Genomic DNA, 22,109 nt, shown 5'->3' with positions numbered 1-22,109 from the left:
TGGGTTGATGCAGGGCAGCCATTAGGGAAGAAGCTTAGAAGTGGCTAGGCCCAAGAGGAGGCCTAGGGAAAGTGGTCGGAGTGAGCGGGCTGCGCCAGGCCTAGTGGCTGGGCCGCTACTGCCGCGCGCAAGCATTCGGTGGCACTGTGAGTGCCCCAGTGCGTGAGCAGAGTGGCGAGAAAAGCATCACTGGCACCAAGGCAGTCAGCGGCGGTGGCAGGGTGGCCGGCCTCGCTGATTAGTTCATTGCGATACCATAGGGTAGCACCCGCCGAGCCTTTGGTCAGGCACACGGCCTCCAGGTTGAAGTGAGCCGCCAGCCAGGGGAGGGCCGTGGCTTCAGCACTCGACTGGCCTAGCCACCCCATAATCTCCGCTAGTTCCGGCTCGCTGAGCTTTACCAAGTCGGCCTGCCGCAAGAGGTACTTTACCACTGTGCGGGTATAGTGCGGCGGACGCAAGTTCACGTCGAACACCTTGAACCGAGCGACCTGCAGGAGACGGTACAGTGTTTCGCGAGTGGTGGCACTGCGGGCTGCTAGTGAGCCGTAAACTACCATGCGTGCGTCGGCCACGGCAGCACGCAGCTCGTCGGTGTGCTGCAGGTAATCCCAGGCCACAGGCTCTACAATCTTGTACACCCTGGGACCCGGGGTGAGGTTCACTTTTACCACACCCGTTAGGTGGGTCTGGCTGCGCTGAATCAGTTGGCGGTCTAAGCCCTGCTGCTCCATGACAGTTAGCAGTCCGGCCCCTAACTCATCTTCCCCAACCCGGCTGATGAGCTGGGCCGAGTGGCCTAGCCGTTGCAGCTGCACCGCCACATTGTAGGGCGCACCTCCGGGCTGGCGGCCGTCGGGCAGCATATCCCAGAGGAATTCCCCTATGCAAACGATGGCGGGTGAAGGATTCATGGCGGTAGTGGTGTTAGCAAAAGTCCACTTCCGCGCCGCCTAGGGCATTCACAAATCTTTCAAAATGTGTTCAATCAATGAAAAAATTGTAATAGCTTGATTTAAAAAGATTTAGATAAACAAAAAACTGGGCCCCATAGAGGCCCGGTAACAGGATTGTAACAGGGATATCAGAATTGTATCAGTAGTGAGGAGCTATGTGCAGAGTGCGAAACTCTGAGGGAGCCAACTGGTAATGGGCCTTAAAGCTGGCCGAGAAATAGGAGGGCGAGGAGAAGCCCAATTCGTAGGCCACCTCGGCAATTGTAAGGGTCTCGTCGAGCAGCAACTCCCGGGCTTTGGTTAGCCGTAGGTTCTGCACAAAGTCAGTAACGCCGGTGCCCAGCACGGCTTTCACTTTCCGGTACAGCTGCATCCGGGAGATGCCCAAGCTGCGGGCAATATCTTCTACGCTCAGGTCGGAGCGGGTGAGGTTAGCCTCCACAATAGCCGTAAGGTCGGCCAGAAATTTCTGGTCGGGGTTGGTGGTGGCAACGGTGGCGGTATCGATAGACAGCTCCCGCCGGAAGTGCTCCCGCTGCCGGGCGCGGTTGGCGAGCAGGGTACGGATGCTCTCCAGCAGGAAGGTGGGGTTGAACGGCTTGGTGAGGTAGAGGTCGGCGCCGGCCTGCACGCCTTCCACCTGTTGCTCTGGGGCCGTGCGGGCCGTGAGCAGCACCACCGGAATATGCGAGGTGCGCCAGTCGGCCCGCAGCTGCGTGACCACCTCTAGGCCACTCAGCCCGGGCATCATCACGTCGCACACAATCAAATCTGGAATCAGCTCGGTGGCCATGCGGAAACCCGTGTGGCCGTCGCTGGCGCTTTGCACCCGGAAGTCCGTCCGGAGCTTGCGGGTCAGGAAGTCATTTACCTCGCTGTTATCCTCAATTACCAGCACTAGGGTTTCGCTGGCAGTTTCGGGAGTGGTTTCTCCCACCTGCTGGCCTAGGCCCGAGGCTATTGGTTCTGGCTCGTCGAGGGAGAGCTGAAGCGGTGCGGTAGAGCTGTGGGAGTGCAGCGCCTCAGGCAGCTCCCGGGGCAACGTTACCACAAACGTGCTGCCCTGCCCGGACTGGCTGCTGAAAGTCAACTGGCCCTGGTGCAGCTTTACCAAGCCCTGGGCCAGCGCAAGGCCCATGCCCGAGCCTTTGGCCACGGCTCCCTGCTCGCCTTGGTAAAACCACTCGAAGATGTGCCCTTGGTCCTGGGGGCTGATGCCATAGCCGGTGTCGGCCACGCTTACCCGCACGGAGCGGCCTTCATCGGCGGGTTGCAAACTTATAGTTATCCGGCCTTGGTCGGGCGTAAACTTGAGGGCGTTGCTCAGCAGGTTAAAGAAAACCTTATCTAGGATGTTGCCATCAAACCAAGCCATCAGCACGGGCTGCGCCACTTGAAAGCGCAGATCTACCCCGCGCAGGCGGGCCGGCTTCTCGAAGGCATCCACAATCTCGCGCACAAAAGCCACCAGGTTGCTCTCGGTAGCGCGCACCTCCATTTTGCCTACCTCTATTTTGCGGAAGTCCAGCAGCTGATTTACTAGCTGCAGCAGGCGCTGGGTGTTGCGGCGCACCAGGGCCAGGTCCTGGCGCTGCGGGGCGGTCAGGTCGGGGCTGCTGGTGAGTAGCTCTTCTACCGGGCCCAGAATGAGGGTAAGCGGGGTGCGCAGCTCGTGAGAGAAGTTGGTAAAGAAGCGCAGCTTAGCCTCGGTGTCGGCGCGGGCCTGCTCCGCCATCAGTTCTAGCTGATTGCGCTGCTGCAGAATCTCCTCATTTTGGTGCACCAGCTGGCGGTTGATCTTGTCGTTTTCTGCGTTCTGTAGGGCTAGAAGATGATTGATCTGGCGGTTTTTGCGGGCAGAGCGCCAAGCTGCTGCTCCTAGGGCCACCGCTCCCAGCAGCGTAACCAGCAGCCAGTTTAGTACCACCTGCTGGCTGGCATAGGTCTGTTGCAGTCGGTGCAAGAGGCCCTGCTGGCGCTCAATATCCTGCTGCTGGCTTATCACCTTATCGTTCTGCTGCTGCAGCGTCAGCACATTCGTCGAGTCGATAACGATGGTGCCCAGGATGTTCTCCTTATTGAACGGAGCCTTTTTCAGGACTTTTAGGGCCGTACGAATGGCTTCTTCCCCACCTGGCGAGTAGAGGATGGACGCATGAAGCATATTCTTCTGCACTAGGTCCAGGCCTTCATCTGCGCCAGGCAACCCATCAACGCCAATGATGCGCACTTGCTTGGTCAGCCCAAGCTCCTGACACACCTCATAGGCCCCGTGCCCCATCCCGTCGTTGTGGGAGAAGATCATAGTCACTTCGGGGTGCGCCTGTAGAGCCTTTGTCAACTCAGGCTTGAGGGTGCGCACGGTCCAGTCGCCGGTTACTTGGGCTACAACGTGTAAGCCAGGGAAAGCCGAAAGTCCCTGGACAAAGCCCTGGTGCCGCTCAGAGGTAGCGGAGGAGCCCGGCGTGCCTAGAATTTCCAGAATGTTGCCGCGTTGCTTGAGCAGGCGGGCAATGTAGCGCGCCGCCGTTTGCCCCACCTCCACATTATCGCCTCCCACGTAGGCGGTGTATTGTTCGGAAGCGGTGCGCCGGTCGAGCAGGATGACTGGGATTCCGCGGCGGTAGGCCTCTTCAACGGCTGGCGTAACGGGCTCCGATTCGTAGGGCGAAACGATGAGCAGATCCACGCCTTCCTGCACCAGCTCCCGAATTTGCTCCTGCTGCTTTTGGCTGTCGTCGTGGGCATCAAGCATGTGCAGCTCCACCTCGGGGTGGAAGCTAAGCTCGCGTTCCATGCCCGTGAGCATGGCTTTGCGCCAGGGGCCCGACATACTGCATTGGGAAAAGCCAATCCGATATACCGGGGTTTTTTCCTTGTTCGAGCAGCCACCCAGCATCAGGCAGCTGGAAAGCATCAGCACCAGCCAACCGAAACGAAGGACAGGTAGTGTGTTCACGTGATGTTTGAGGGATATGGTACGGCAGGAAGATCATCCTGCACCATATCAAAGATACCAGTTTCTGAGCAGTGTACTTAGTAAAACACCGAAAGAGCTTTTTTACAGCTTATAGGATTTAGCAGCGGGATACAGGCACTAATGCCTGTATCCCGCTGCAGAAGTACTGCACATCCCGTACTCACCCCAGGCTGAGCACACATACAGATTGGCATACGCCTTCGGGCCATGCTATTGGAAGAGCTAAGCAATCCTAGGCCAGGACTACCACCCGTAGCCCTGCACCGGAAAAGCCGGATCTTCATAGGGTGCTGGCAGGGGCTCTAGGCGGCTATTTGCGTCGAAAATCATGGCTTCGCGCTTCTCAGGAGTATAGGTAGGCCACTGCGGGCCTGGCTGCCCGGTTTTGATGAACTGTGCCCAGTAAGCATGCATACGAGCTGCCAGGGCTGGATCGGCGGCTTTAGAAGGGGCCGTAGCTGGAGCGGCAGCCGTAGCCGCAGCTGAACTGCCGGCCGGTGCATTCCACACAAAAGCCAACTCCTGCGCATGCATCGGGCGGAAGGTAGGGCTAGAGTAGTCGAAGCGGTACAGCCAGGTGGGCGTGCCCTGCTCAGCTAGGGTTTGGGCGAGCCGGTAGGTGGCCAAGCGGTAGAGATAATCAGTGAGCACGGAGTTCCAGGCCTCTAGGGGCGGCTGGGTCTGGCTAAGCTTTTGGTAGGCCTGCCACACGTAGGGGCTATTCTTGGGCCCGAACACCTGTTGCAAAGCCGCTTCATTCGGCTCGTGAATAACGGAGCCTGGGCCGCTAAATAAGCGGGCCTCTTCCCGGTTGGTGCCCAACAGCACGCGCAGGGGCCGTTTAGCATGCTGTCGCACGTAATCGAGAGGGGGAGTGGGGATGGTGGTACCATCGAGCACCGGCCCAAACACCTGGAGCCCGCCGGCGCCGTTGGTAAAGGCCGTCTGGGCCTGCACCAACGATTCTGCCGGCAGCGTTAATAGCTCTTGCGGATTAGTTAGGTGCAGGGCCTGCAGGAGCTGCTTGGTTGTAGCGCCTGCCGTAGCCGTATCCCGAACGGCCTGTACGGCCCCGCTTTCCAGAATCACCTGCTGAAACAAGCCCTCGGCGGCCGGCGTCACCAGGAGGCCACCAATCAGCTTGGCGCCCGCCGACTCACCCATGACCGTCACCCGCTTGGGGTCGCCGCCAAAGGCCGCAATGTTCTGGTGCACCCAGCGCAGAGCCGCCACGGCGTCTAGTATCCCCGCGTTGCCGGCCTGGGAGTAATCGTTGCCGAGGCGCTGGCCTAGCTGCAGAAAGCCCAGACTGCCCAATCGGTAATTAAAGCTAACGGCAATAACCGTGTCCTGGGCCGCGAAAGTCCAGGTATCATTATCCTGGCCCGAGCCGCCCGTGAAGGCCCCGCCGTGCACCCATACCACCACCGGGAGCTTCTTGCGGCGCGCTATCTCCGGCGCCCATACGTTCAGGTAAAGGCAGTCTTCTGAGCCCTGCACTGCCCCAGCACCTCCCGCTTGCAAGGCCTTGGAGCCAAACTCGCGAGCCAGCACCAGACCCGACTGCCGTTTCAGAGGCTGCGGTGGACGGAAGCGGAGTGGGCCTACGGGCGGCTGGGCATAGGCAACACCCCGAAACACGCGCAGCTTGCCTTCCCGTACGCCCTGCAGGCGGCCCTGCCGGGTCTTGACGAGAGGGGCATCGGGCTGAGCATGGGCCGCGGGAATGCTGAGGCTCCAGCCCAGCAGCCAGCTGAGTACGGTGAAGGCTACAGTGGCCGAGCGCGTTGGGCGCCAGGTAGCGTCTGTCATAAGGAAGGAGGTAGAGTTAGCGGTGTCGCCTGCATAGGCAAGGCGTAGTGCTAAGCCAGTAACGAGGCGGAAGCTGCGGCGCAATCTGCAAAAGAAATAAATGGCTTGGAGCAGGCTGCCTCCCGTCACCGCCCCAATTGATAGCAATGCTGGCGGGGTAGGCTTGGGATAAATCGGTTGCCAGGCCTTGCTCTTTAAGAACTTCTAGGCCAAAGGAAAGCCCCTGCGCCAAGTGGGGCAGGGGCTCATGGGTGCGTACGAAAGGTGAGCAACTACGGCAGGAGCGGCGGCTCGCGCAGCATGGCTAAAGGGCTAGGTTGAGCACTACGCGGCCGTCAATATTGCCCGCTCGCAAGTCGTCAAGTACTTGGTTAATGTTCTCCAGCCGCTCCGTGTGGTAATGGACTTTGACCTTACCGGCCGCGGCCAGAGCCAGGCTCTCCACCAGATCTTGCCGGGTGCCGACGATGGAGCCGCGCACGGTTTTGCGCATGAGCACTACCTCGAAAATGTTCAGGTCGAAGTCGCCGGGTGGCAGGCCTACCAGGGCCAGGGTGCCCCGGCGGCGCAGCATGCCCACCCCCTGCGCAAACGCCGGCCGCGACACTGCCGTGACCAGCGCGCCGTGGGCGCCGCCAATCTGCTGCTGAATTTCCTGCACGGGGTCGTGGGTGGCGGCATTGATTACCAGGTCGGCGCCCACGGCCTGAGCCAGGCGTAGCTTGTCGTCCTGCACGTCTACGGCGGCAACCAGCATGCCCATGGCTTTGGCGTATTGCACCGCCAAGTGGCCTAGGCCACCTATGCCCGAAATAACTACCCACTGCCCGGGCTTTACTTCGGTTTCCTTGAGGCCCTTATATACCGTGACGCCCGCGCACAGGATGGGGGCCGCTTCCTCAAACGACAGCTCATCGGGCAGCAAGCCTACGTAGTTGGGGTCGGCCAGCACATACTCGGCGTAGCTGCCCTGCACCGAGTAGCCCGTGTTCTGCTGGCTGGGGCACAGTGTTTCCCAGCCGGTGAAGCACTGCTCGCAGTGGCCGCAGGCGGTGTAGAGCCAGGGCACACCCACCCGGTCGCCCTCGCGCACGTTGGTTACGCCTTCGCCTACGGCAACCACCGTGCCCACACCTTCGTGGCCGGGGATGAGGGGCAGCGTGGCTTTCACCGGCCAGTCGCCATCAAGCGCGTGCAGGTCGGTGTGGCACACACCACAGGCGGCAACTTTCACCAGAATGCGGCCGGGCGCTACGGCGGGCACCGGCACCTGCTCCAGCTGCAGGGGTTGACCATACGTGTAGGCCACGGCGGCCAGCATGGTAGTAGGCAAGGCAGCACGGCGCTCTTGTACTTGAGGCAGAGAAGAAAGCATGAATGGCGCTATATTAATTGGTGGTGGGCAACACTAACACGGGGCGGGAGCTGCACCGCAGCAGCCGAGCCGTTACGCTGCGATGAAACAAGCCCCCCAGGAACGTATGCGGCCGGGCCATTACCACCAGCATGTCGGCGTGTAGCTCATCGGCCGCGTGGAGGATGCCATCGACCGGCGATTCACCGCGCACCTCATACAGACTATTATTGGTCAGTACCCCAAACAGGCAAGTGCGGCGTACCGACTGCAGGCCTACCTCGGCGTGGGAGGGGCCATCATGGGGAGCCACGTGCACTACCGTAGTGGTGGGACGTAAGCGCGCCATCAGGGTGCCCAAGGCCATGGAAGGTGTTGTTAGCCAGAAGGTATCTTCATCAGCGGCCACTGCTAGTCGGCTCGGGAGCTGAGTATCGCGCCAGCAGTCGGGCACGAGCAGCACGGGATAGCACGCAGCTTGCAGAACAGGAGCTGCTTGGTGCGGCAGCAGGCGGTCGAGCAGGGTTTCGGGGTGCTCCCGGCCCAGCACAAACGCCAGCGGATGGTAGCGGTGCACCAACTCGGTGATGGTGGCTTCCAGGCTCTCTGTTGAGACTACAACCTCGGCGGGCACCGGTAGCAGCTTAGCCCGTTGCGCTAGGGCCGCCTTTACCTGCTGGCGGCTTTCCATCACAAGGGGCATGGTCATCATCGCTGATTCTGGCTCCAGCAGTGGGTCCTGGTACACGTTCAGTAAAACAAGCTGGCCCGCCAGCTCAGAGGCCAGGCGAGTAGCGTATTTCAGGGCCACCTCGACGGGCTCTGAAAGATCAGTAAGAACCACAAAAGTTGGCTGCATAGCTGAGGCGGCCCATAAGGCCATAAAGAGAGGGTTGATAAGTGGGAAACCAAAGTGGGCCGGACGGGAGGCCTAGCAATAAAGAGGCGACGAGTTTCAGGAGCTATTTCGGCCAGAGCAGATGCTCATCGGCCGCTTGCTTGGGGTGTGGCGTAGGGTCATGCGCAGCCTCCTCCACGGGTACCACCAGCACCGGCACCGGGCTCCGACGAATTAGGGCCGCCGTTACACTGCGGTGGAATAGCTCACTGAGGTAACTGCGGCTGCGGGCTTGCACCACCAGCAGCTCCGCGTCGGTATCAGCAACGGCATCAAGCAGTCCGGCCGCCGGAGTGGCGGCGGGGTAGCCGCGCAGGTTTACCTCCCGCACGCCCGGCACTAGGCCACTTTGCTGCACCGCGCGCAAGGCCCGGGCGCAGCTGGCATCATCCTCCACCTCCGACACGTGAGCCACCGTTAGCTCGGCGCCCATGGCCGGGAGCAGCTTGCTGACTATTGCGGCAGACGAGGGTAAAAGGAAGGCTTCGCGGTCGGCAGCCACCACCGTGCGGCGGGGAGGGGCGTAGGCCTGGCTATTTACAGGAACCAGCAGCACGGGCAGCTGCTGGGCCCGCAGTAGCTCCAGCGTGGCTTCCACAATGGGCTCGTAGCTGCCTTTGCCGTGGGCCGGTACTCCCACAATATATAGGGCCGGACTATGACGGGCCGCTAGGTCCTGGGCTACGGGTGGCAGCAAGTCGGTAGCTACTTCTACGGTGGCGGGTGCGCGCAGCTGCCGGGCCATTTGAGCTAGCAGGCGGCCAGTATCTACTTCTTCCTCCAGCTCCTGGCGGCGCCAGCCTTCACCGGCAAACACGTAGGGGTCAAAGAGGGAGGTACGATTTACGTGCAGCAGCACCAAGTGGCCACCCAGGCAGCTGGCCAGTGAGTCGGCGTACTGCAGGGCTCGTTGGGCCGCAGGGTAGAAGCCACTGAGTACAATCAGGGAGAAATGCATGAGAGCAATAAGTAAGGAATAGGGAGAGAGGAAGTTGTTAGTCCAGCGAGGGCAACAGCAACACTGGAATAGCGCTTTCACGGATCAGTTGGGCCGTTACGCTGCGATGAACCAGACCCTCTAACACGGTGTGGGGCCGGGCAATCAGCACCAGTAGGTCAGCATTCAGGTCCCCACACACCCGCTGGATATCGGAGGCGGTTGAGGTGGTTTCAGGTACCAAATGCACCTGTTCAGTAGTAAGGCCTTCGGCTAGGCCACTGGTCTGCACTATGCGCAGCAAGTGGGCGGCGGTAGGCTGCGTAGCTGTGGGGTCAGTTATCTGCACCAGCTCTACAGTGCCGTGCAAGGCCTGCGACAGGTGTGGCAAAATCTGTTGGTTGTCGTAGAGGGAGAAGGGTTCCCCATCAAGAGCAAGCAGTACGTGGCGCGGCGGAAAAGCATCCCACCCCACGGGCGGCACGAGCAGCAGCGGAAATCGCACGTGGTGCAATAGGTTCAGCGCCACCTTCGCAAAGTCCTGGGCTAGTGGGCTTTCTTCGCTGGGGTGGCCTAGCACCAGCAGTTGAGGCTGGTGGTGGCGGATAGCCTCCGTTACGGCGGCAGGCAGCATTAGCTCCGATATCTCAACCTGAGTGGGCACCGGCTGAGTCTCCGCAAGTGAGTACAAGGCCTGTCGGGTTTGCCTAACGGTATGGGCGCCCGCCTCTTCATCAGGGCACAGCAGGCCGTTATGGCGCACATGCAACAATACCAAGTGCGCGCCCAGTGGTACGGCTAGGCCAGCTGCGTAAGACAGAGCCCGATTGGAGACGGCATAGAAATCGGTGAGGACAACGATAGATGAGCTCATGGCGGAGAAGGCAAAGCGTGGGGCGGCTTACAGAGCCAAGTCATCGTAGGGGCCAGGCTGGAATTGAGCGGGCCGTTGGTTGTCCGGAAAGCCCAGGAAGTCGCAGCCCCAGCTAACGTCCAGGGGCAGAGCGGCATCGGCCTGCTGAGTTGCTTGAGTAGCCTTGGTGCTGATGGCTGAATACGGCTTGGAGCTATAGCTGCTGAAGCGTCCGGGCTGGGGATAGTGGAGGCGTGGCTGCTGTGTCATGGGGCGTAGGTGTTCTAGCTGGTGTGCGTGGGCTGTTGCGTACCGCGCCGATAAACGCCCGCCAGCGCGAGCACCGAAATGAGCAGGACCGAGATGAAAAGCGTGGGCGTTATCATGGCTGGGGCTGATTAGGTGGCATAGTAGGCCAGTGGAGAAGGCCGGGTACACCATAAAGCTCCTGAATAAAGTGTCGTAAATCCCTGATAACAATTAGCTTATCGCATGATAAATATCATGTTCAGTGAATATTAGGCTAGCTGGCTAGCTCACGGCAGCTAGTAGGGCCCAGATCATGATGTGGGGCGTCCCGGGGCTGGAAATGGGGCGTTTGGCCGGGCCACACCAGGCACCTTTGGGTCATACTTCACCCCATACTATGACCATGAAAGAGCTTCTGCTTGCTGGTGCCCTTTTGGCAGGTGCTGCCCCTGGCCTACGCGCCCAAACCACCCCACCCCAGACTTGGACCGACCATACCCGCGTCCTCCCCGATAAGCTGCGCCAAGTGCCCGTAGGCCTCACGCTGTGGCACTCCCCCAACCCCAATTACCCCGAGCCCAACCCCCAGCAGCCCGGCGGCTACGTCTGGAAGCATAGCACCATGGTGCGCTCCGAGGTGGGCGAGCTGGAAGTGGTGGAGTGTGGCAGCTTCATCTGGTACAGCGAGGCTGGCTGGCAATCCAACATGCGCCAAACTCCCGCCGAGTTTGCCGAGCTATTCCAATGCCCCGGCGGCCGCCTGCTGCCTGGGCGCACCTACACTTTCGCGAAGAACTACCGCTACGCCGATAACGCCCTGCGCCTCTATGGTGGCGATGCGCTCTGGTACATTCTGGCCAAAGACAAAACCGGCAAGCTCTACAAAGGCATGGGCTTAATTGAGACTGAGGCTACGGTCCGCTAGGCCAGTAAGCCCTCATGCAAAAGTTGAATCCCGTGGCTGTGTAGCCGTCTATATCGAGCTGCTCGAGACATGCTGGGCTGTACAGGCAGGCAGACCCTCTAGTAGCGCATCTATCAAACCTCTTCTCATGAGACCATACTTGTTCCTTCTGATCTTGCTAGGCCTGTGCGCCGCACAGCTGGCCGACTCTGTTTATCAAATCGACCCAACCGCCAGCCGCATCACCTGGACGGGTTACGCTGAAGTGGGCGGGTACGCACCTACGGGCTCGGTGCACGTGCGGCAAGGCACCGTGGCCTACGATGGGCGCCGCCTGCATCAGGGCCGCATAGAGGTAGACATGCGCACTATCTCGCAGGAGCAGGCCCAATTAGCGGAGCACCTGCGCGGCCCCGATTTTTTCGACGCTACCCGTTATCCCACCGCCACGTTTGTGCTGAAGGAAGTGCAGGATGGGCAGGCACGGGGGCAACTCACGCTAAAGGGCGTCACGAAACCAGTGCAGTTCCCGATTACACTTACTGCTTTGCCCAACGGCCAGCTGCGCATCCAAGGGGGCGCTACCCTCGACCGTACCCAGTTTGGCGTGAACTACAATTCCAGTAGCTTCTTTCAAAACTTAGGCAGTTATGCTATCCGGAATGAGTTCCGGTTGGAGTTTGATGTAGTGGCCTCGAAGCGCTGAGCAGGAGTGGCCTAGCACCGCGCAAAGCAGCGGGGCGCAACGTGGGCGCCGCCCTTGGCGTACAGTTTAGCAACGTTCCACTCTACAACTCCCTTTCCGACTTATGGACCACGCTGCCCGCATCGAAGAAACTATTCAAGGTATTTACCACGCCTTTGAGCATCCTGGCCAGCACCCCGCCGACTCGGGCCTCACCGCCATCGACAACTGGATTCAGGCCCTGGACGGCTTGGGCGGCTCGGCGCTGTCGGGCCTGCAAGGCGAGTTGCGCAACTTGCGCGGCCACGTGCAAAACGACGACCGTCCGGCCATTGCCAACTCTCTTCAGCACCTAGGCCAGGAAACTTCCCTCATGGCCCGTAACATGCACGATGGTGTGGGTGACCACCTACGTCACCTGGGGCAGGTGCTCATTACGGCTGCCGGCAACCTGAAAATGTCTTAAGGTACCCGGTGGCTATCTAGGCCACTGCTGCCTCTTTTGTCAGCCTTGCCTCCTGTAGGCGAGGCTGTTTTTTGACGGCTGAAATCAGGCACGCTGCCTGGCGCCGCGTTGCTCTGCAATCAGCTTTACCTTCTTTTTCTATGGAATCTACTCACTCTACCTCGGGGCAGGAGCATCCGGCCGGCTCTGTACTGGCGGGCAGCCAGCCCCACCTCGAAGCCACGCTGCACGCCCTGCAAACCACCCAGCTACCTCACCTGCTTCCGGCCGCCGGCGACAACCTGTACCGCTGGATGAATCTGCTGCAGACCGTGGAAGGCGACCGGTTCGCGCCCCTGATTCTGGAGCTGCAAAACCTCTACAATGCCATCGACCACGGCAACCCCAATGGGCCGCAGGTGAAGGACTGTCTGCAGAAACTGGCCGAGCTTACCACCCAGGCCGCCACCACCGCCGATGCCGAGTCGCAGGGCAAGCTGCAGGATCTGGCGCAGGCACTGAGAGTGTCGGCTAGCACGCTATAGTGTTCAGCTTCATGGAGTAAACTGCGTGTGGTATTCTTCCTCGGGGCCAACCCTGGGCTGAAGGATAGAGTACACAAAGGCTCCTGTTGTTTCACCCAACTCCTTACCGTATGTCTATCTCGCATTCTGCCAGCGCCGACCAATTGGAGGGCTCCCTCCGCGTTCTTCGTACCGAAGACCTGGGCCAAGCGCTGAACCTGGCTACTGAAAACATTGACGGCTGGATTTCCATGCTCCGCGCTTCCGGCGACGCTGCCCACGCCACCATTGCCGCCGACCTAGTGAAGCTCAAAGGCTTCCTCAGCGGTACCGACGTTAACCCCATCAGCGACGTGCTGCAAACCTTAGCCGAGCACATCAACAGCTTCGTGGATAACGCCAACCCTCGCTTTATCAACTCCCTTGATGAGTTATCGAAAGCCCTCACCGACGTTGCCCGCAAACTGCAACTCGCCCGCGACGCCCAGAATTCCTAAAAATTGAGTCTGCTTCGAGCAGATGAGAATTCCCCTTGCATGCGGCTGCTTCAACTCTTGAAGCAGCCGCATGCAAGGGGAATTCTGGTTTCTAGGAGCCTGATACTATATCAAGCTTTTAGCTGGTCTATAATCTCCTTGATACCAGCTGCAAATATTCCTAGTAGAGCAACCAGCATCACTAAACAGCCAACTTTCCATACTGTATCCATTACTCTATCGGTGCGATAAACTACTGGCTTAGCATTAGGAGCCTCAACAAATTTTACGAAGAGTGGCTGGGCGTCGCCTGCTTCATCAAGCCAGGAAGAGCCTAACGGGGCGTTAAATGTGTCGTCAGCGGATGGTGGGATATAAACAGAAGCAGTTAGCAAATCAGCGGCATACTTACGCAGGCCTGCCCGGTTGGCTTCAATATGCCAGTACTCTTCGTTTTGTTCATCCGCAAAGAACCCTAAATAGGGTATTTCACCCGTTACATCGTCTGAGCGTAGTTGCTGAATAATCTCTTGAACAGTGGAAGAGGATAGCATAGCATAGGCAGTTGCTAAATGAACTAATACCCTGCGGCAGCGTCGTCACCGCGGGGGTCGGCGCCGCCTTCCAGCTTGCCGCCGGGCAGTACCCGAATCACCTCTACTCGGCCCCAAGGGTTGCGTGGGTTCAGGGTGTAGCCGCGGGCTTTGAGTGAGTCTTGGGCAGCAGGCAGGAGGGCGCCGGCTTCCACATCAATCTGGTCGGGGAGCCACTGGTGGTGCAGGCGTGGGGCGGCCACGGCCTGCTGGGCGTTCAGGCCATAATCAACAGTTGCCAGAATCGACTGCAACACGCTGGTAATAATGGTGCTGCCGCCGGGCGTGCCGGTTACCAATGCCAGCTTTTTGTTTTTAGTCAGTATGGCGGGCGTCATAGAGGACAGCATGCGCTTACCGGGGGCAATAGCATTGGCGGCACCTCCCACCAGCCCATAGGCGTTGGGGGTGCCGGGCTTGCTGCTGAAATCGTCCATCTCGTTATTGAGCAGGAAGCCCGCGCCGGCTACCACTACCTTGCTACCGTAAGCTCCGTTGAGCGTAGTGGTGCAGCTCACGGCGTTGCCTTGGGCATCCACAATGTTGTAGTGCGTCGTCTGGTCCGACTCATACCCCGGTAGGCCACTTCCCGCCGATACCTGGGCGCTGGGTGTGGCCCGGTAGGCCAGGGTGGTAGCCATGCGCTGCTTGTTGTAGGGCTTCTCTAGGAGCTGCGCTACGGGCACTTTCCCAAAATCAGGGTCGCCGAGGTAGGTGGCGCGGTCAGCGTACACGCGGCGCTCAGCTTCGGTAATCCAGTGGGTGGCCTGGGGCGAGTGCCAGCCGGCTTTGCCTAGGTTATAGGGCTCCAGCATCTGCAGCATTTGCAGCAGCGCTACCCCGCCGGAGCTGGGTGGGGGGAAGGTGAGCACGTCGTAGCCGCGGTACTGGCCGTGCAGGGGCGTGCGCCACTTGGGCTGGTAGTTTAGTAGGTCTTGCTTGGTAATGATGCCCTTGCCACGCTGCATTTCAGCTACCAGCAAGTTGGCCGTTTCTCCCTCGTAAAAACCTGCCCGGCCCTGGTCGCGGATGCGCTCCAGCGTGCGAGCCAGCTCAGGGTTTTTCGCCACGTCGCCCTCGTTGAAAGGCGCCGGCTTTAAGTAGGCATTGTAAGGGTTGATTTTCGCAAATACTTCCCGGTTGCCATTCAGCCCTGCGGCTTCCTTTTTCGTCAGTTTCACACCATTCGAGGCCAGATCCACGGCAGGCTGCACCACATCTTTCCAAGATAGCTTACCCAGCTTTTTGTGCAGCTCCACCATGCCCGCCACCGTACCGGGTACGCCGGCCGCGAGGTGGCCTAGCGTGCTCAGGTTAGGTACTACGTTGCTCTCCTTATCGAGGTACATGTCGCGAGTAGCGGCGGCGGGAGCCGTTTCCCGGAAATCAATAGCTCCTTCTTGTCCATCGGCACCGCGGTAGAGCAGGAAGCCGCCGCCACCAATATTACCGGCCACCGGGAACACCACTGCCAGCGCAAACTGCACCGCCACGGCGGCATCATAGGCATTGCCGCCTTTGCGCAAGATTTCTACGCCAACGCGCGTGGCCTCGGGGTGGGCAGATACCACCATGGCCTTGTCGGTAACCACGGGGGTAGCCGATGGCACGGGGGCAGCTAGGGTAGCGGAAGCAATAGGGGAGGTGGTGGTTTGGGTAGTGGTGCAAGCAACCAGTACGGCCAAAGCCAATGGGTAGAGCAGGCGTTTCATATAGGCAAGGTACGGAGACGGTGAAAGAGTGAGTAATGGAGAAGTGAGTTTGCTGTTCTGCAGATGTTTCGGTAGGCCACCCAGTCTGACAACTTGGCCCGTTACGTACTCCTCTTCACTACGCTAGTACTGCAACTCCTTAGCAGTTCTTTCCTCTTCACAAATTCACAATTTTGCCAATTCATGTCCTAAATTCCTCAATCCGCGTAGCTTTGGGCCACACCTACCTGTGCCTTTCGCTATGACGACCGACACCACTACAACCGCCCCCGAAGAAATTGCTGACCTGCTCCCCATGGTGCAGCAAGACCCTTGGCTGACGCCTTTCGAGCCGGTGCTTCGGGCGCGGCAGCAGCGTTTGCAGCAGCGCCTCGAAGAAATCCGGCAGCAATGTGGCTCCTTAAGCAAGTTTGCGCTGGCACATCAGCGGCTAGGCCTCAATTATGATGCGCGCCGCAAAGGCTACTGGTTTCGGGAGTGGGCGCCGGCCGCTGAAGCCATCTACCTGATCGGCGACTTCAACGGCTGGGACCGGCAGGCCACCCCGCTCACGCGCGGCGCCGATGGCGTGTGGGAAGTATTCCTGGCCGATAAGGAGTATCAAAACCGGCTGACTCACCACTCTCTGTTTAAGGTGCATGTGGTAACCAGCAAGGGCGGCAAAGACCGACTACCGGCCACCCTGCGCCGGGCGGTGCAAAACCCCGAAACTCACGATTTTGCGGGGCAGGTATGGCGCCCCGAAACTCAGTTTGAGTGGACCGACCAGAAATTTCGGATTCCGAATTGCGTGCGGGAGCCGTTCATTTATGAGGCGCACGTGGGCATGGCTACCGAGGAAGGCCGCATTGGTACCTACCTGGAGTTTGCTGAGCACATTTTGCCCCGCATTCAGGCCGAAGGCTACAACTGCCTGCAGCTCATGGCCATTATGGAGCACCCGTACTATGGCTCCTTCGGCTACCACGTGGCCAACTTCTTCGCCGTGTCGTCGCGGTTTGGCACGCCCGAGGAGCTGAAGCACCTTATCAATGAAGCCCACCGCCGCGGCATTGCCGTGCTGCTGGATGTGGTGCACTCCCACGCCGTAAAGAATGAAGCTGAGGGCTTGGCTGATTTCGACGGTTCGGGCGGGCAGTACTTCCACCCCGGCGAGCGGGGCAGCCACCCCGGCTGGGACTCCAAGCTCTTCGACTACGGCAAGCCCGAGGTGCAGCAGTTCCTGCTCAGCAACGTGCGCTACTGGCTGGAGGAGTTCCACTTCGATGGCTTCCGCTTCGATGGCATTACCAGCATGCTCTACCACCACCACGGCGAGGGCGTGGCCTTCGGGAGCTACGACCAATACTTTGGCACCGATGCCGACGATGATGCCATCCTGTACCTGCAGCTGGTAACCACGCTGGTGCGCGAATTGAAGCGCAGCGCCATCCTGATTGCCGAGGACATGAGCGGCATGCCGGGCTTGTGTAGGCCTATTGAGGAGGGCGGCATCGGGTTCGACTACCGCCTGGGCATGGGCATTCCGGATTATTGGATCAAGCTGCTCAAACACACCCGCGACGAAGAGTGGAACCTGCACGACCTCTGGCACGTGCTCACCAACCGCCGCCTCGGAGAGAAAACAGTGGCCTACGCCGAAAGCCACGACCAAGCCCTGGTTGGCGACAAAACCCTGGCTCACTGGCTGCTCGATAAAGCCATTTACGAGCACATGCACAAGGATGACCCGGACCCGATTGCGGCCCGCGGCATTGCCCTGCACAAGCTCATCCGGCTGGTTACACTCAGCCTGGGCGGTGAGGCCTACCTCAACTTCATTGGCAACGAGTTTGGCCATCCCGAGTGGGTGGATTTCCCGCGCCAAGGCAACGACTGGAGCTACCACTTCGCCCGCCGCCAGTGGAGCCTCGCCGATAACCCCGACCTGAAGTTCCAGTACCTGCTGCGCTTCGATCAGGAGATGATCAAGGTGGCAAAATCGTCCCGCCTGCTGAGCCCCACCGCCGCCGGCATTGCCCGTGAGCTGAACATCGACACCAACAACCAGGTACTCATCTTTGAGCGCGGTAATCTGCTCTTCGTCTTCAGCTTCCACGTTGACCGCAGCGTGCCCGACTACCGCTTCTACGTACCGCTGGCCGGCCGCTACCGCATCCTGCTCAACTCCGACGACACCCAGTTTGGCGGTTTCGGCCGCATCGACAACACCGTCACCTACGAAACCTTCGAGGAAGATGGGGTGAACAAACTGAGCCTCTACGTAACCAGCCGCACCGCCCTGGTTCTGACGCGGATGTAGGGCGGGAGTGGCCTAGAAGGACCATAGAAGCTCGTTAAGCTGTAGAGACACAAGTATGTGTCTCTACAACTCAGGCGTCAGCAGGCGAGATGTCTCGACAAGCTCAACATGACGTTCTTAGTTAACAATAAGAAGGCCCTGCCGTGACGAGCACAGCAGGGCCTTCTTATTATACTCTCTTACTAGCCTAGGCCTCTATTTGGCGCCGGTCTTGATGCGCTGTACTGCCTCTTGGGCGCGCTCGTCGCGGGTGGCGCCCTTCTTGGCGCGGCCTACCCAATTGGCTAGCTCCTTGCGGCGGCCGTAGGGCAGCTCATTGAATTTCTCCTGCAGGCCGGCGTATTCCAGGGCGTCGGTGAGTTCGGCGGGTACTTCCACGGGGCGCTCCTCGGTGTCGCGCTCCAAAACTACGTGCACCGTATTGCTCCAGCTTTTGCCAATGGCGTTCCGGATTTCCTTGCGCACGGACAGCATGTGCTCACCGTTGCCGAGGGGGAGCAGGCTTTGCCGGAACGGGAAGCCATCAATGGTGCCGCGCACGGGCAGGCTGGCTGTAGTGCCATACAGCTCCTGCACGTTGAAGGGAACAACCAGGAAAACGCCGTTGTCGGAGGCGTCCATTTCCAGGTCGGCGTCGAATTCGTGTTGGGCGGTAGGTGTACTCATGTAATCAGAAAGAAAAGACAATCTAACGGCGAGCCCAGGCTAGTTCCAGCTGGCTCAGCACGTCGTTTAACGTATCAGTATCAGCCGGAGATACTACCTGCAGGTTTTGCGCGGCGGCTGGGTAAGTGGCCCGCAGGCGCTCCGCTACCTCGTCGGAAGAGGCTAGTACCAGATCGGCCCGGCGCATAGCCAGGCGCTCCAGCTCCAGAATCCAGCCGCGGTCGGCGGGAGAATTACGGTCCTGGGCCAGGCTGTGCACGTGTAGCACCAGCGGCCGACCCGTTTGCTGCCGGATTTCCATGGCCGCCAGCCACGTAGGCCAGTCGGTGGCATAAATCACGGCGAATTCTTCCATCACAACCTGCCTGGAAGCCAGGCGGGCGTACTGAATTACCTGGTAGTTAAGGTCGGCATCGGGGGCCGGAGTGAGTTGCAGGGCGGCCAGGCTATCAGGAAAGGCTTCGGTGGGCGCTGCTGCGGGCAAGGTTTGCGCAACTGATTGCGTAGGCACCAGATCATCCTGCGGCTGCGAAAGGTCTTGGGCTTCTGTAGCCTCGGGCTCCGCACCGTCGTCCTCAAAATCGTCGCGGTTCAGTAGGCCACCCGTTGGGCTAACCGGTTGTGGCAGTGACTGAGGAGCGGCTGAAGCAGTGCTGGCCGAAACTGGTAGGACAGGCCTAGAAGCCTCGGGCGCAACGGCAAAGCTTACCCCTGAAGTAGTAGGGGTGGGCTGATCTGAGCGGCCAATGTAGGGGGCGGCCGGAGTAGCTAGCGGCGCAGGTGCAACGGACAGTGTGCCTTCAGCCCCGGTAGAGCTGCCCAGATAAGGCGCAGATGGGGCCTGCCAGCCGGCAGAATGGTCCGGGCGAGTTGGGAAGGCCTTGATTTGATCGGGCGTAAGCTCCGATAATACGGTGACGTGGGCGTTGGGAGTAGAGGTGAGCGTGACCGGTCGGCGGGGCAGAACAATGGCTAGTGGCGTGTGGGGCGCCAGAGCCTGAACCAGAGTAAACACGGGCGGAGCAAGTTGCTCGCCGGTGCGGGGAGAATCGTCCCAACCGAGTAGCAGTACGTGGGATGCGGCAGGCGTCATAAGGGGGGATAACAGAAGGCGGGCACTAACCTAGTACGGCAAGGTAGAGAAAAATGCCGCCCGCCGCGTCCTGCAGAGGCCTTTTTCCGAAAAACTCAACCGTAAGCCACCGGAAGTCGCAGGAATCATTTTTACCTTGCAAGCTTAAACAGACTCTGCCAGCGTGGCTGGTGCCGAGTCTAGGTTACTCTCTCCCTTCACCACCATGGCCGATAATATCCAAGAGAACAATTACATGGTAAACGACTTGGCCGCGCGGGCCAAGCAGGAGTTCTATCCTGGTCAAGTTGTTTCCTGTCAGCAGTCTGGAGCTGATTTTCTCTTTCTCTGCGACAATGGCGTCCAACTCCAGCTCCAGGTTATTACCGATAAAGTGCTGCGCTTCCGGTTTGCTACTGACAACGGATTTGCCCCCGATTTCAGCTACGCTTTCCCCGAGGGAGTGCCCGCCCGGCAGGAGCTTGAGTTCCTGGAATTCCGGGAAAAGCTCGACCACTACCGCATCACCACCGACCGCCTTATCTGCACCATCTCAAAAGCCAACCTAGCCAGCCGCGTGCTCGACCGCTCGGGCTCCGTGCTGAGCGAGGATGAGAAGGGCTTCCACTGGGAGTATGAGTATGAAACCGGCAACGACATCGTGAAGATGAGCAAGCTGGTGCAGAGCGGTGCCCACTATTACGGCCTCGGCGACAAGCCCGAGAACATGAACCTGCGCGGCAAGCAGTTCACCAACTGGGGTACCGATACCTACGGCTACGTGAAGGGCTCTGACCCGCTCTACAAGAACATTCCGTTCTTCCTGGCCCTGCACCAGAAAATTGGGCACGGCATCTTCTTCGATAACACCTTTAAGGCCTCCTTCGACTTTGCCGCCGAGCGGGCCGACGTGGCCAGCTTCTGGGCCCAGGGCGGCGGGATGAACTACTACTTCATCTACGGCCCCTCCTTGCTGGAAGTAACCGAGGAGTACACCCGCCTGACCTGCCCACCCGAGCTGCCCCCGCTGTGGGCCCTGGGCTACCACCAGTGCAAGTGGAGCTACTTCCCCGAAAGCCTGTTCAAAGGCATCGGCAAGGGCTTCCGCGACCGGCAGATTCCGTGCGACGCGCTGTACCTCGACATCGACTACATGGATGGCTACCGGTGCTTCACCTGGAACCCCACCCACTTCCCCGACCCCAAGCGCATGGTGCGGGAGCTGGCCGAAGATGGCTTTAAAACCATCGTCATCATCGACCCGGGCATCAAGATTGACCCCAACTACAGCGTGTACCGCGAGGGCCTGCAGAACGACTACTTCTGCCGCCGCGCCGACGGGCCGCTGATGAAGGGCTCGGTGTGGCCCGGCCTCTGCAACTTTCCCGACTACACCCGCCCCGAAGTGCGCGAGTGGTGGGCCGGCCTATTTAAGGGCTTGATTCAGGAAGACGGCGTGAAGGGCGTGTGGAACGACATGAACGAGCCCGCCGTGTTCGAGAAGGGCACCTTCCCCGATGACGTGCGCTTTAGCTACGACGGCCACCAGGCCTCGCACAAAAAGGCCCACAACATCTACGGCATGCAGATGGCGCGGGCTACGGCTGCCGGCGTAAAGCAGTTCAGCTACCCCAACCGCCCGTTCACCATCACGCGCAGCACCTATTCCGGTGGGCAGCGCTACTCTTCGGGCTGGACCGGCGACAATGTGGCCTCCTGGGAGCATTTGTGGCTGGCTAACATTCAGTGCCAGCGCCTGAGCATCTCGGGCTTTAGCTTCATCGGTTCTGATATTGGCGGCTTCATTGACACGCCCGATGGCGAGCTGTACGTGCGCTGGGTGGCGCTGGGAGCCTTCCACCCGTTCTTCCGGACCCACAGCTCCGGCGACCACGGCGACCAGGAGCCCTGGAGCTTCGGGGAGCAGTACGCTGAGCTGGCAAAAGGCTTTATTGAGTTGCGCTACCGGCTGCTGCCCTACATGTACACCACGTTCTGGCAGTACGTGAAGCAGGGCACGCCCATGCTGCGGCCCCTGGCCTTCCTCGACCAGACCGACACCGACACATACCTGCGCATGGCCGAGTTTGCCCTCGGCGACCATCTGCTGGTGTGCCCCATCACTACGCCCGGCGCCGATGGCCGCTGGATGTACCTGCCCAAAGGCCAGTGGTTCTACTATTGGACCGACGAGGCCAAAGCCGGCGGCGCCGAAGTATGGGCCAGCGCCCCCCTCGACCGCATTCCGCTCTTCATTAAAGCGGGCGCAGTATTGCCCATGTACCCCGTAATGCAGTACGTAGGCGAGAAGGTGGTGGAAGAGGTGACTCTGCACGTGTACCACAAAATTGGCACCGAAACCAGCGTACTGTACGAGGACGGTGGCGAAGGCTACGGCTACCAGGATGGGCAGAGCACCACGCGCCGCTTCAAAGTAAAAGGCACCGAGACTGGACTAGTATTGCAGCAGGAAACGGAAGGCGACTACCAGCCCTCGTTCACCAGTTACCGCGTGGTACTTCACGGCCTGCCTTTCGCCGCCGCCGCTTTCAGCCTCGACGGTACGGCCGTTGAGGGAGCAGAAACCACCACCGAAACCGGCCTTACGCTCCCGAGCGTGGTAGTTGGTGCCGGCTTCACAGAATTAGCAATTGGATAGAGTGAAAATCACTCCCTAGGCCACTAGCAAAA

General features: G+C 59.9%; 19 protein-coding genes. 7 read left to right on the top strand and 12 right to left on the bottom strand.

The genetic code is table 11. The features are described 5' to 3' along the window. Window positions 1–62: 62 nt before the first annotated feature. The 8 genes from EU557_RS17565 to EU557_RS17530 form a co-directional block, all read right to left on the bottom strand. A complete protein-coding gene (locus tag EU557_RS17565; protein WP_135531783.1) occupies window positions 63–914 on the bottom strand; it encodes a carbohydrate kinase family protein in 852 nt (283 codons plus the stop codon). A 181-nt stretch (window positions 915–1,095) separates the two neighbouring features. Continuing rightward, window positions 1,096–3,915: a substrate-binding domain-containing protein gene (locus tag EU557_RS17560; RefSeq protein ID WP_245326307.1), complete on the bottom strand. Its 2,820-nt coding sequence runs from the start codon at window positions 3,913–3,915 to the stop codon at window positions 1,096–1,098. Window positions 3,916–4,179: 264 nt separating this feature from the next. Further along, window positions 4,180–5,748 carry a carboxylesterase/lipase family protein gene (locus tag EU557_RS17555; RefSeq protein ID WP_135531782.1) on the bottom strand — a complete coding sequence of 523 codons (1,569 nt, stop codon included), beginning with the start codon at window positions 5,746–5,748 and terminating at the stop codon, window positions 4,180–4,182. Window positions 5,749–6,052: 304 nt separating this feature from the next. Beyond that, a complete protein-coding gene (gene adhP, locus EU557_RS17550) occupies window positions 6,053–7,123 on the bottom strand; it encodes an alcohol dehydrogenase AdhP (RefSeq protein ID WP_245326306.1) in 1,071 nt (356 codons plus the stop codon). Window positions 7,124–7,136: 13 nt separating this feature from the next. After that, window positions 7,137–7,985 (bottom strand): universal stress protein, encoded by an 849-nt coding sequence (locus EU557_RS17545; RefSeq protein ID WP_135531781.1) that lies wholly within the window; start codon window positions 7,983–7,985, stop codon window positions 7,137–7,139. Between the two features lie 79 nt (window positions 7,986–8,064). Continuing rightward, entirely contained in the window at window positions 8,065–8,958 is an 894-nt protein-coding gene (locus tag EU557_RS17540; RefSeq protein ID WP_135531780.1) for a universal stress protein, read from the bottom strand. A 37-nt stretch (window positions 8,959–8,995) separates the two neighbouring features. Then, window positions 8,996–9,811: a universal stress protein gene (locus EU557_RS17535; protein ID WP_135531779.1), complete on the bottom strand. Its 816-nt coding sequence runs from the start codon at window positions 9,809–9,811 to the stop codon at window positions 8,996–8,998. A gap of 27 nt (window positions 9,812–9,838) precedes the next feature. Next, a complete protein-coding gene (locus EU557_RS17530) occupies window positions 9,839–10,060 on the bottom strand; it encodes a hypothetical protein (RefSeq protein ID WP_135531778.1) in 222 nt (73 codons plus the stop codon). A 382-nt stretch (window positions 10,061–10,442) separates the two neighbouring features. Here EU557_RS17530 and EU557_RS17525 point away from each other — a divergent pair, with 382 nt between their 5' ends. The 5 genes from EU557_RS17525 to EU557_RS17505 all read left to right on the top strand — a co-directional run bounded on the left by EU557_RS17525 (window position 10,443) and on the right by EU557_RS17505 (window position 13,094). After that, window positions 10,443–10,964, top strand: coding sequence for a hypothetical protein (locus EU557_RS17525; protein ID WP_135531777.1), 522 nt, complete (start codon window positions 10,443–10,445; stop codon window positions 10,962–10,964). Window positions 10,965–11,091: 127 nt separating this feature from the next. After that, window positions 11,092–11,649, top strand: coding sequence for a YceI family protein (locus tag EU557_RS17520; RefSeq protein ID WP_135531776.1), 558 nt, complete (start codon window positions 11,092–11,094; stop codon window positions 11,647–11,649). Window positions 11,650–11,752: 103 nt separating this feature from the next. Continuing rightward, window positions 11,753–12,094, top strand: coding sequence for a hypothetical protein (locus EU557_RS17515; protein ID WP_135531775.1), 342 nt, complete (start codon window positions 11,753–11,755; stop codon window positions 12,092–12,094). Between the two features lie 140 nt (window positions 12,095–12,234). Beyond that, a complete protein-coding gene (locus tag EU557_RS17510; protein ID WP_135531774.1) occupies window positions 12,235–12,618 on the top strand; it encodes a hypothetical protein in 384 nt (127 codons plus the stop codon). A 110-nt stretch (window positions 12,619–12,728) separates the two neighbouring features. After that, window positions 12,729–13,094 (top strand): hypothetical protein, encoded by a 366-nt coding sequence (locus EU557_RS17505; protein ID WP_135531773.1) that lies wholly within the window; start codon window positions 12,729–12,731, stop codon window positions 13,092–13,094. Between the two features lie 110 nt (window positions 13,095–13,204). Here EU557_RS17505 and EU557_RS17500 read toward each other — a convergent pair whose 3' ends face one another. Both EU557_RS17500 and ggt read right to left on the bottom strand, forming a co-directional pair. Then, complete coding sequence (locus EU557_RS17500; RefSeq protein ID WP_135531772.1) at window positions 13,205–13,627, bottom strand: hypothetical protein; 423 nt, start codon at window positions 13,625–13,627, stop codon at window positions 13,205–13,207. A gap of 23 nt (window positions 13,628–13,650) precedes the next feature. After that, window positions 13,651–15,378 carry a gamma-glutamyltransferase gene (gene ggt / locus EU557_RS17495; RefSeq protein ID WP_135531771.1) on the bottom strand — a complete coding sequence of 576 codons (1,728 nt, stop codon included), beginning with the start codon at window positions 15,376–15,378 and terminating at the stop codon, window positions 13,651–13,653. A gap of 241 nt (window positions 15,379–15,619) precedes the next feature. Here ggt and EU557_RS17490 point away from each other — a divergent pair, with 241 nt between their 5' ends. Then, window positions 15,620–17,680 (top strand): alpha amylase C-terminal domain-containing protein, encoded by a 2,061-nt coding sequence (locus EU557_RS17490; RefSeq protein WP_135531770.1) that lies wholly within the window; start codon window positions 15,620–15,622, stop codon window positions 17,678–17,680. A gap of 195 nt (window positions 17,681–17,875) precedes the next feature. On the opposite strand, the gene EU557_RS17485 is transcribed toward EU557_RS17490, so the two are convergent. Both EU557_RS17485 and EU557_RS17480 read right to left on the bottom strand, forming a co-directional pair. Further along, window positions 17,876–18,346, bottom strand: coding sequence for a YdeI/OmpD-associated family protein (locus tag EU557_RS17485; protein ID WP_135531769.1), 471 nt, complete (start codon window positions 18,344–18,346; stop codon window positions 17,876–17,878). Between the two features lie 22 nt (window positions 18,347–18,368). Then, window positions 18,369–19,439 (bottom strand): glycosyltransferase, encoded by a 1,071-nt coding sequence (locus tag EU557_RS17480; protein WP_135531768.1) that lies wholly within the window; start codon window positions 19,437–19,439, stop codon window positions 18,369–18,371. Between the two features lie 205 nt (window positions 19,440–19,644). Here EU557_RS17480 and EU557_RS17475 point away from each other — a divergent pair, with 205 nt between their 5' ends. Then, window positions 19,645–22,077 carry a glycoside hydrolase family 31 protein gene (locus EU557_RS17475; RefSeq protein WP_245326305.1) on the top strand — a complete coding sequence of 811 codons (2,433 nt, stop codon included), beginning with the start codon at window positions 19,645–19,647 and terminating at the stop codon, window positions 22,075–22,077. Window positions 22,078–22,109: the final 32 nt, after the last annotated feature.

The sequence above is a fragment of the Hymenobacter wooponensis genome, assembly GCF_004745865.1.
Classification (GTDB): Bacteria; Bacteroidota; Bacteroidia; order Cytophagales; family Hymenobacteraceae; genus Hymenobacter; species Hymenobacter wooponensis.
The sequence above is the reverse complement of the archived record's forward strand: the minus strand, read 5'-3'. Positions and strand labels throughout refer to the sequence as shown.

Bases quoted from the DNA above. Each gene is read 5' to 3' on its own strand.
- EU557_RS17545 (WP_135531781.1), bottom strand. From the start codon at position 7,985: ATGGCCTTATGGGCCGCCTCAGCTATGCAGCCAACTTTTGTGGTTCTT.
- adhP (WP_245326306.1), bottom strand. From the start codon at position 7,123: ATGCTTTCTTCTCTGCCTCAAGTACAAGAGCGCCGTGCTGCCTTGCCT.
- EU557_RS17485 (WP_135531769.1), bottom strand. From the start codon at position 18,346: ATGAGTACACCTACCGCCCAACACGAATTCGACGCCGACCTGGAAATG.
- EU557_RS17565 (WP_135531783.1), bottom strand. From the start codon at position 914: ATGAATCCTTCACCCGCCATCGTTTGCATAGGGGAATTCCTCTGGGAT.
- EU557_RS17475 (WP_245326305.1), top strand. From the start codon at position 19,645: ATGGCCGATAATATCCAAGAGAACAATTACATGGTAAACGACTTGGCC.
- EU557_RS17525 (WP_135531777.1), top strand. From the start codon at position 10,443: ATGAAAGAGCTTCTGCTTGCTGGTGCCCTTTTGGCAGGTGCTGCCCCT.
- EU557_RS17515 (WP_135531775.1), top strand. From the start codon at position 11,753: ATGGACCACGCTGCCCGCATCGAAGAAACTATTCAAGGTATTTACCAC.
- EU557_RS17540 (WP_135531780.1), bottom strand. From the start codon at position 8,958: ATGCATTTCTCCCTGATTGTACTCAGTGGCTTCTACCCTGCGGCCCAA.
- EU557_RS17505 (WP_135531773.1), top strand. From the start codon at position 12,729: ATGTCTATCTCGCATTCTGCCAGCGCCGACCAATTGGAGGGCTCCCTC.
- EU557_RS17555 (WP_135531782.1), bottom strand. From the start codon at position 5,748: ATGACAGACGCTACCTGGCGCCCAACGCGCTCGGCCACTGTAGCCTTC.
- ggt (WP_135531771.1), bottom strand. From the start codon at position 15,378: ATGAAACGCCTGCTCTACCCATTGGCTTTGGCCGTACTGGTTGCTTGC.
- EU557_RS17510 (WP_135531774.1), top strand. From the start codon at position 12,235: ATGGAATCTACTCACTCTACCTCGGGGCAGGAGCATCCGGCCGGCTCT.
- EU557_RS17490 (WP_135531770.1), top strand. From the start codon at position 15,620: ATGACGACCGACACCACTACAACCGCCCCCGAAGAAATTGCTGACCTG.
- EU557_RS17530 (WP_135531778.1), bottom strand. From the start codon at position 10,060: ATGACACAGCAGCCACGCCTCCACTATCCCCAGCCCGGACGCTTCAGC.
- EU557_RS17500 (WP_135531772.1), bottom strand. From the start codon at position 13,627: ATGCTATCCTCTTCCACTGTTCAAGAGATTATTCAGCAACTACGCTCA.
- EU557_RS17480 (WP_135531768.1), bottom strand. From the start codon at position 19,439: ATGACGCCTGCCGCATCCCACGTACTGCTACTCGGTTGGGACGATTCT.
- EU557_RS17535 (WP_135531779.1), bottom strand. From the start codon at position 9,811: ATGAGCTCATCTATCGTTGTCCTCACCGATTTCTATGCCGTCTCCAAT.
- EU557_RS17520 (WP_135531776.1), top strand. From the start codon at position 11,092: ATGAGACCATACTTGTTCCTTCTGATCTTGCTAGGCCTGTGCGCCGCA.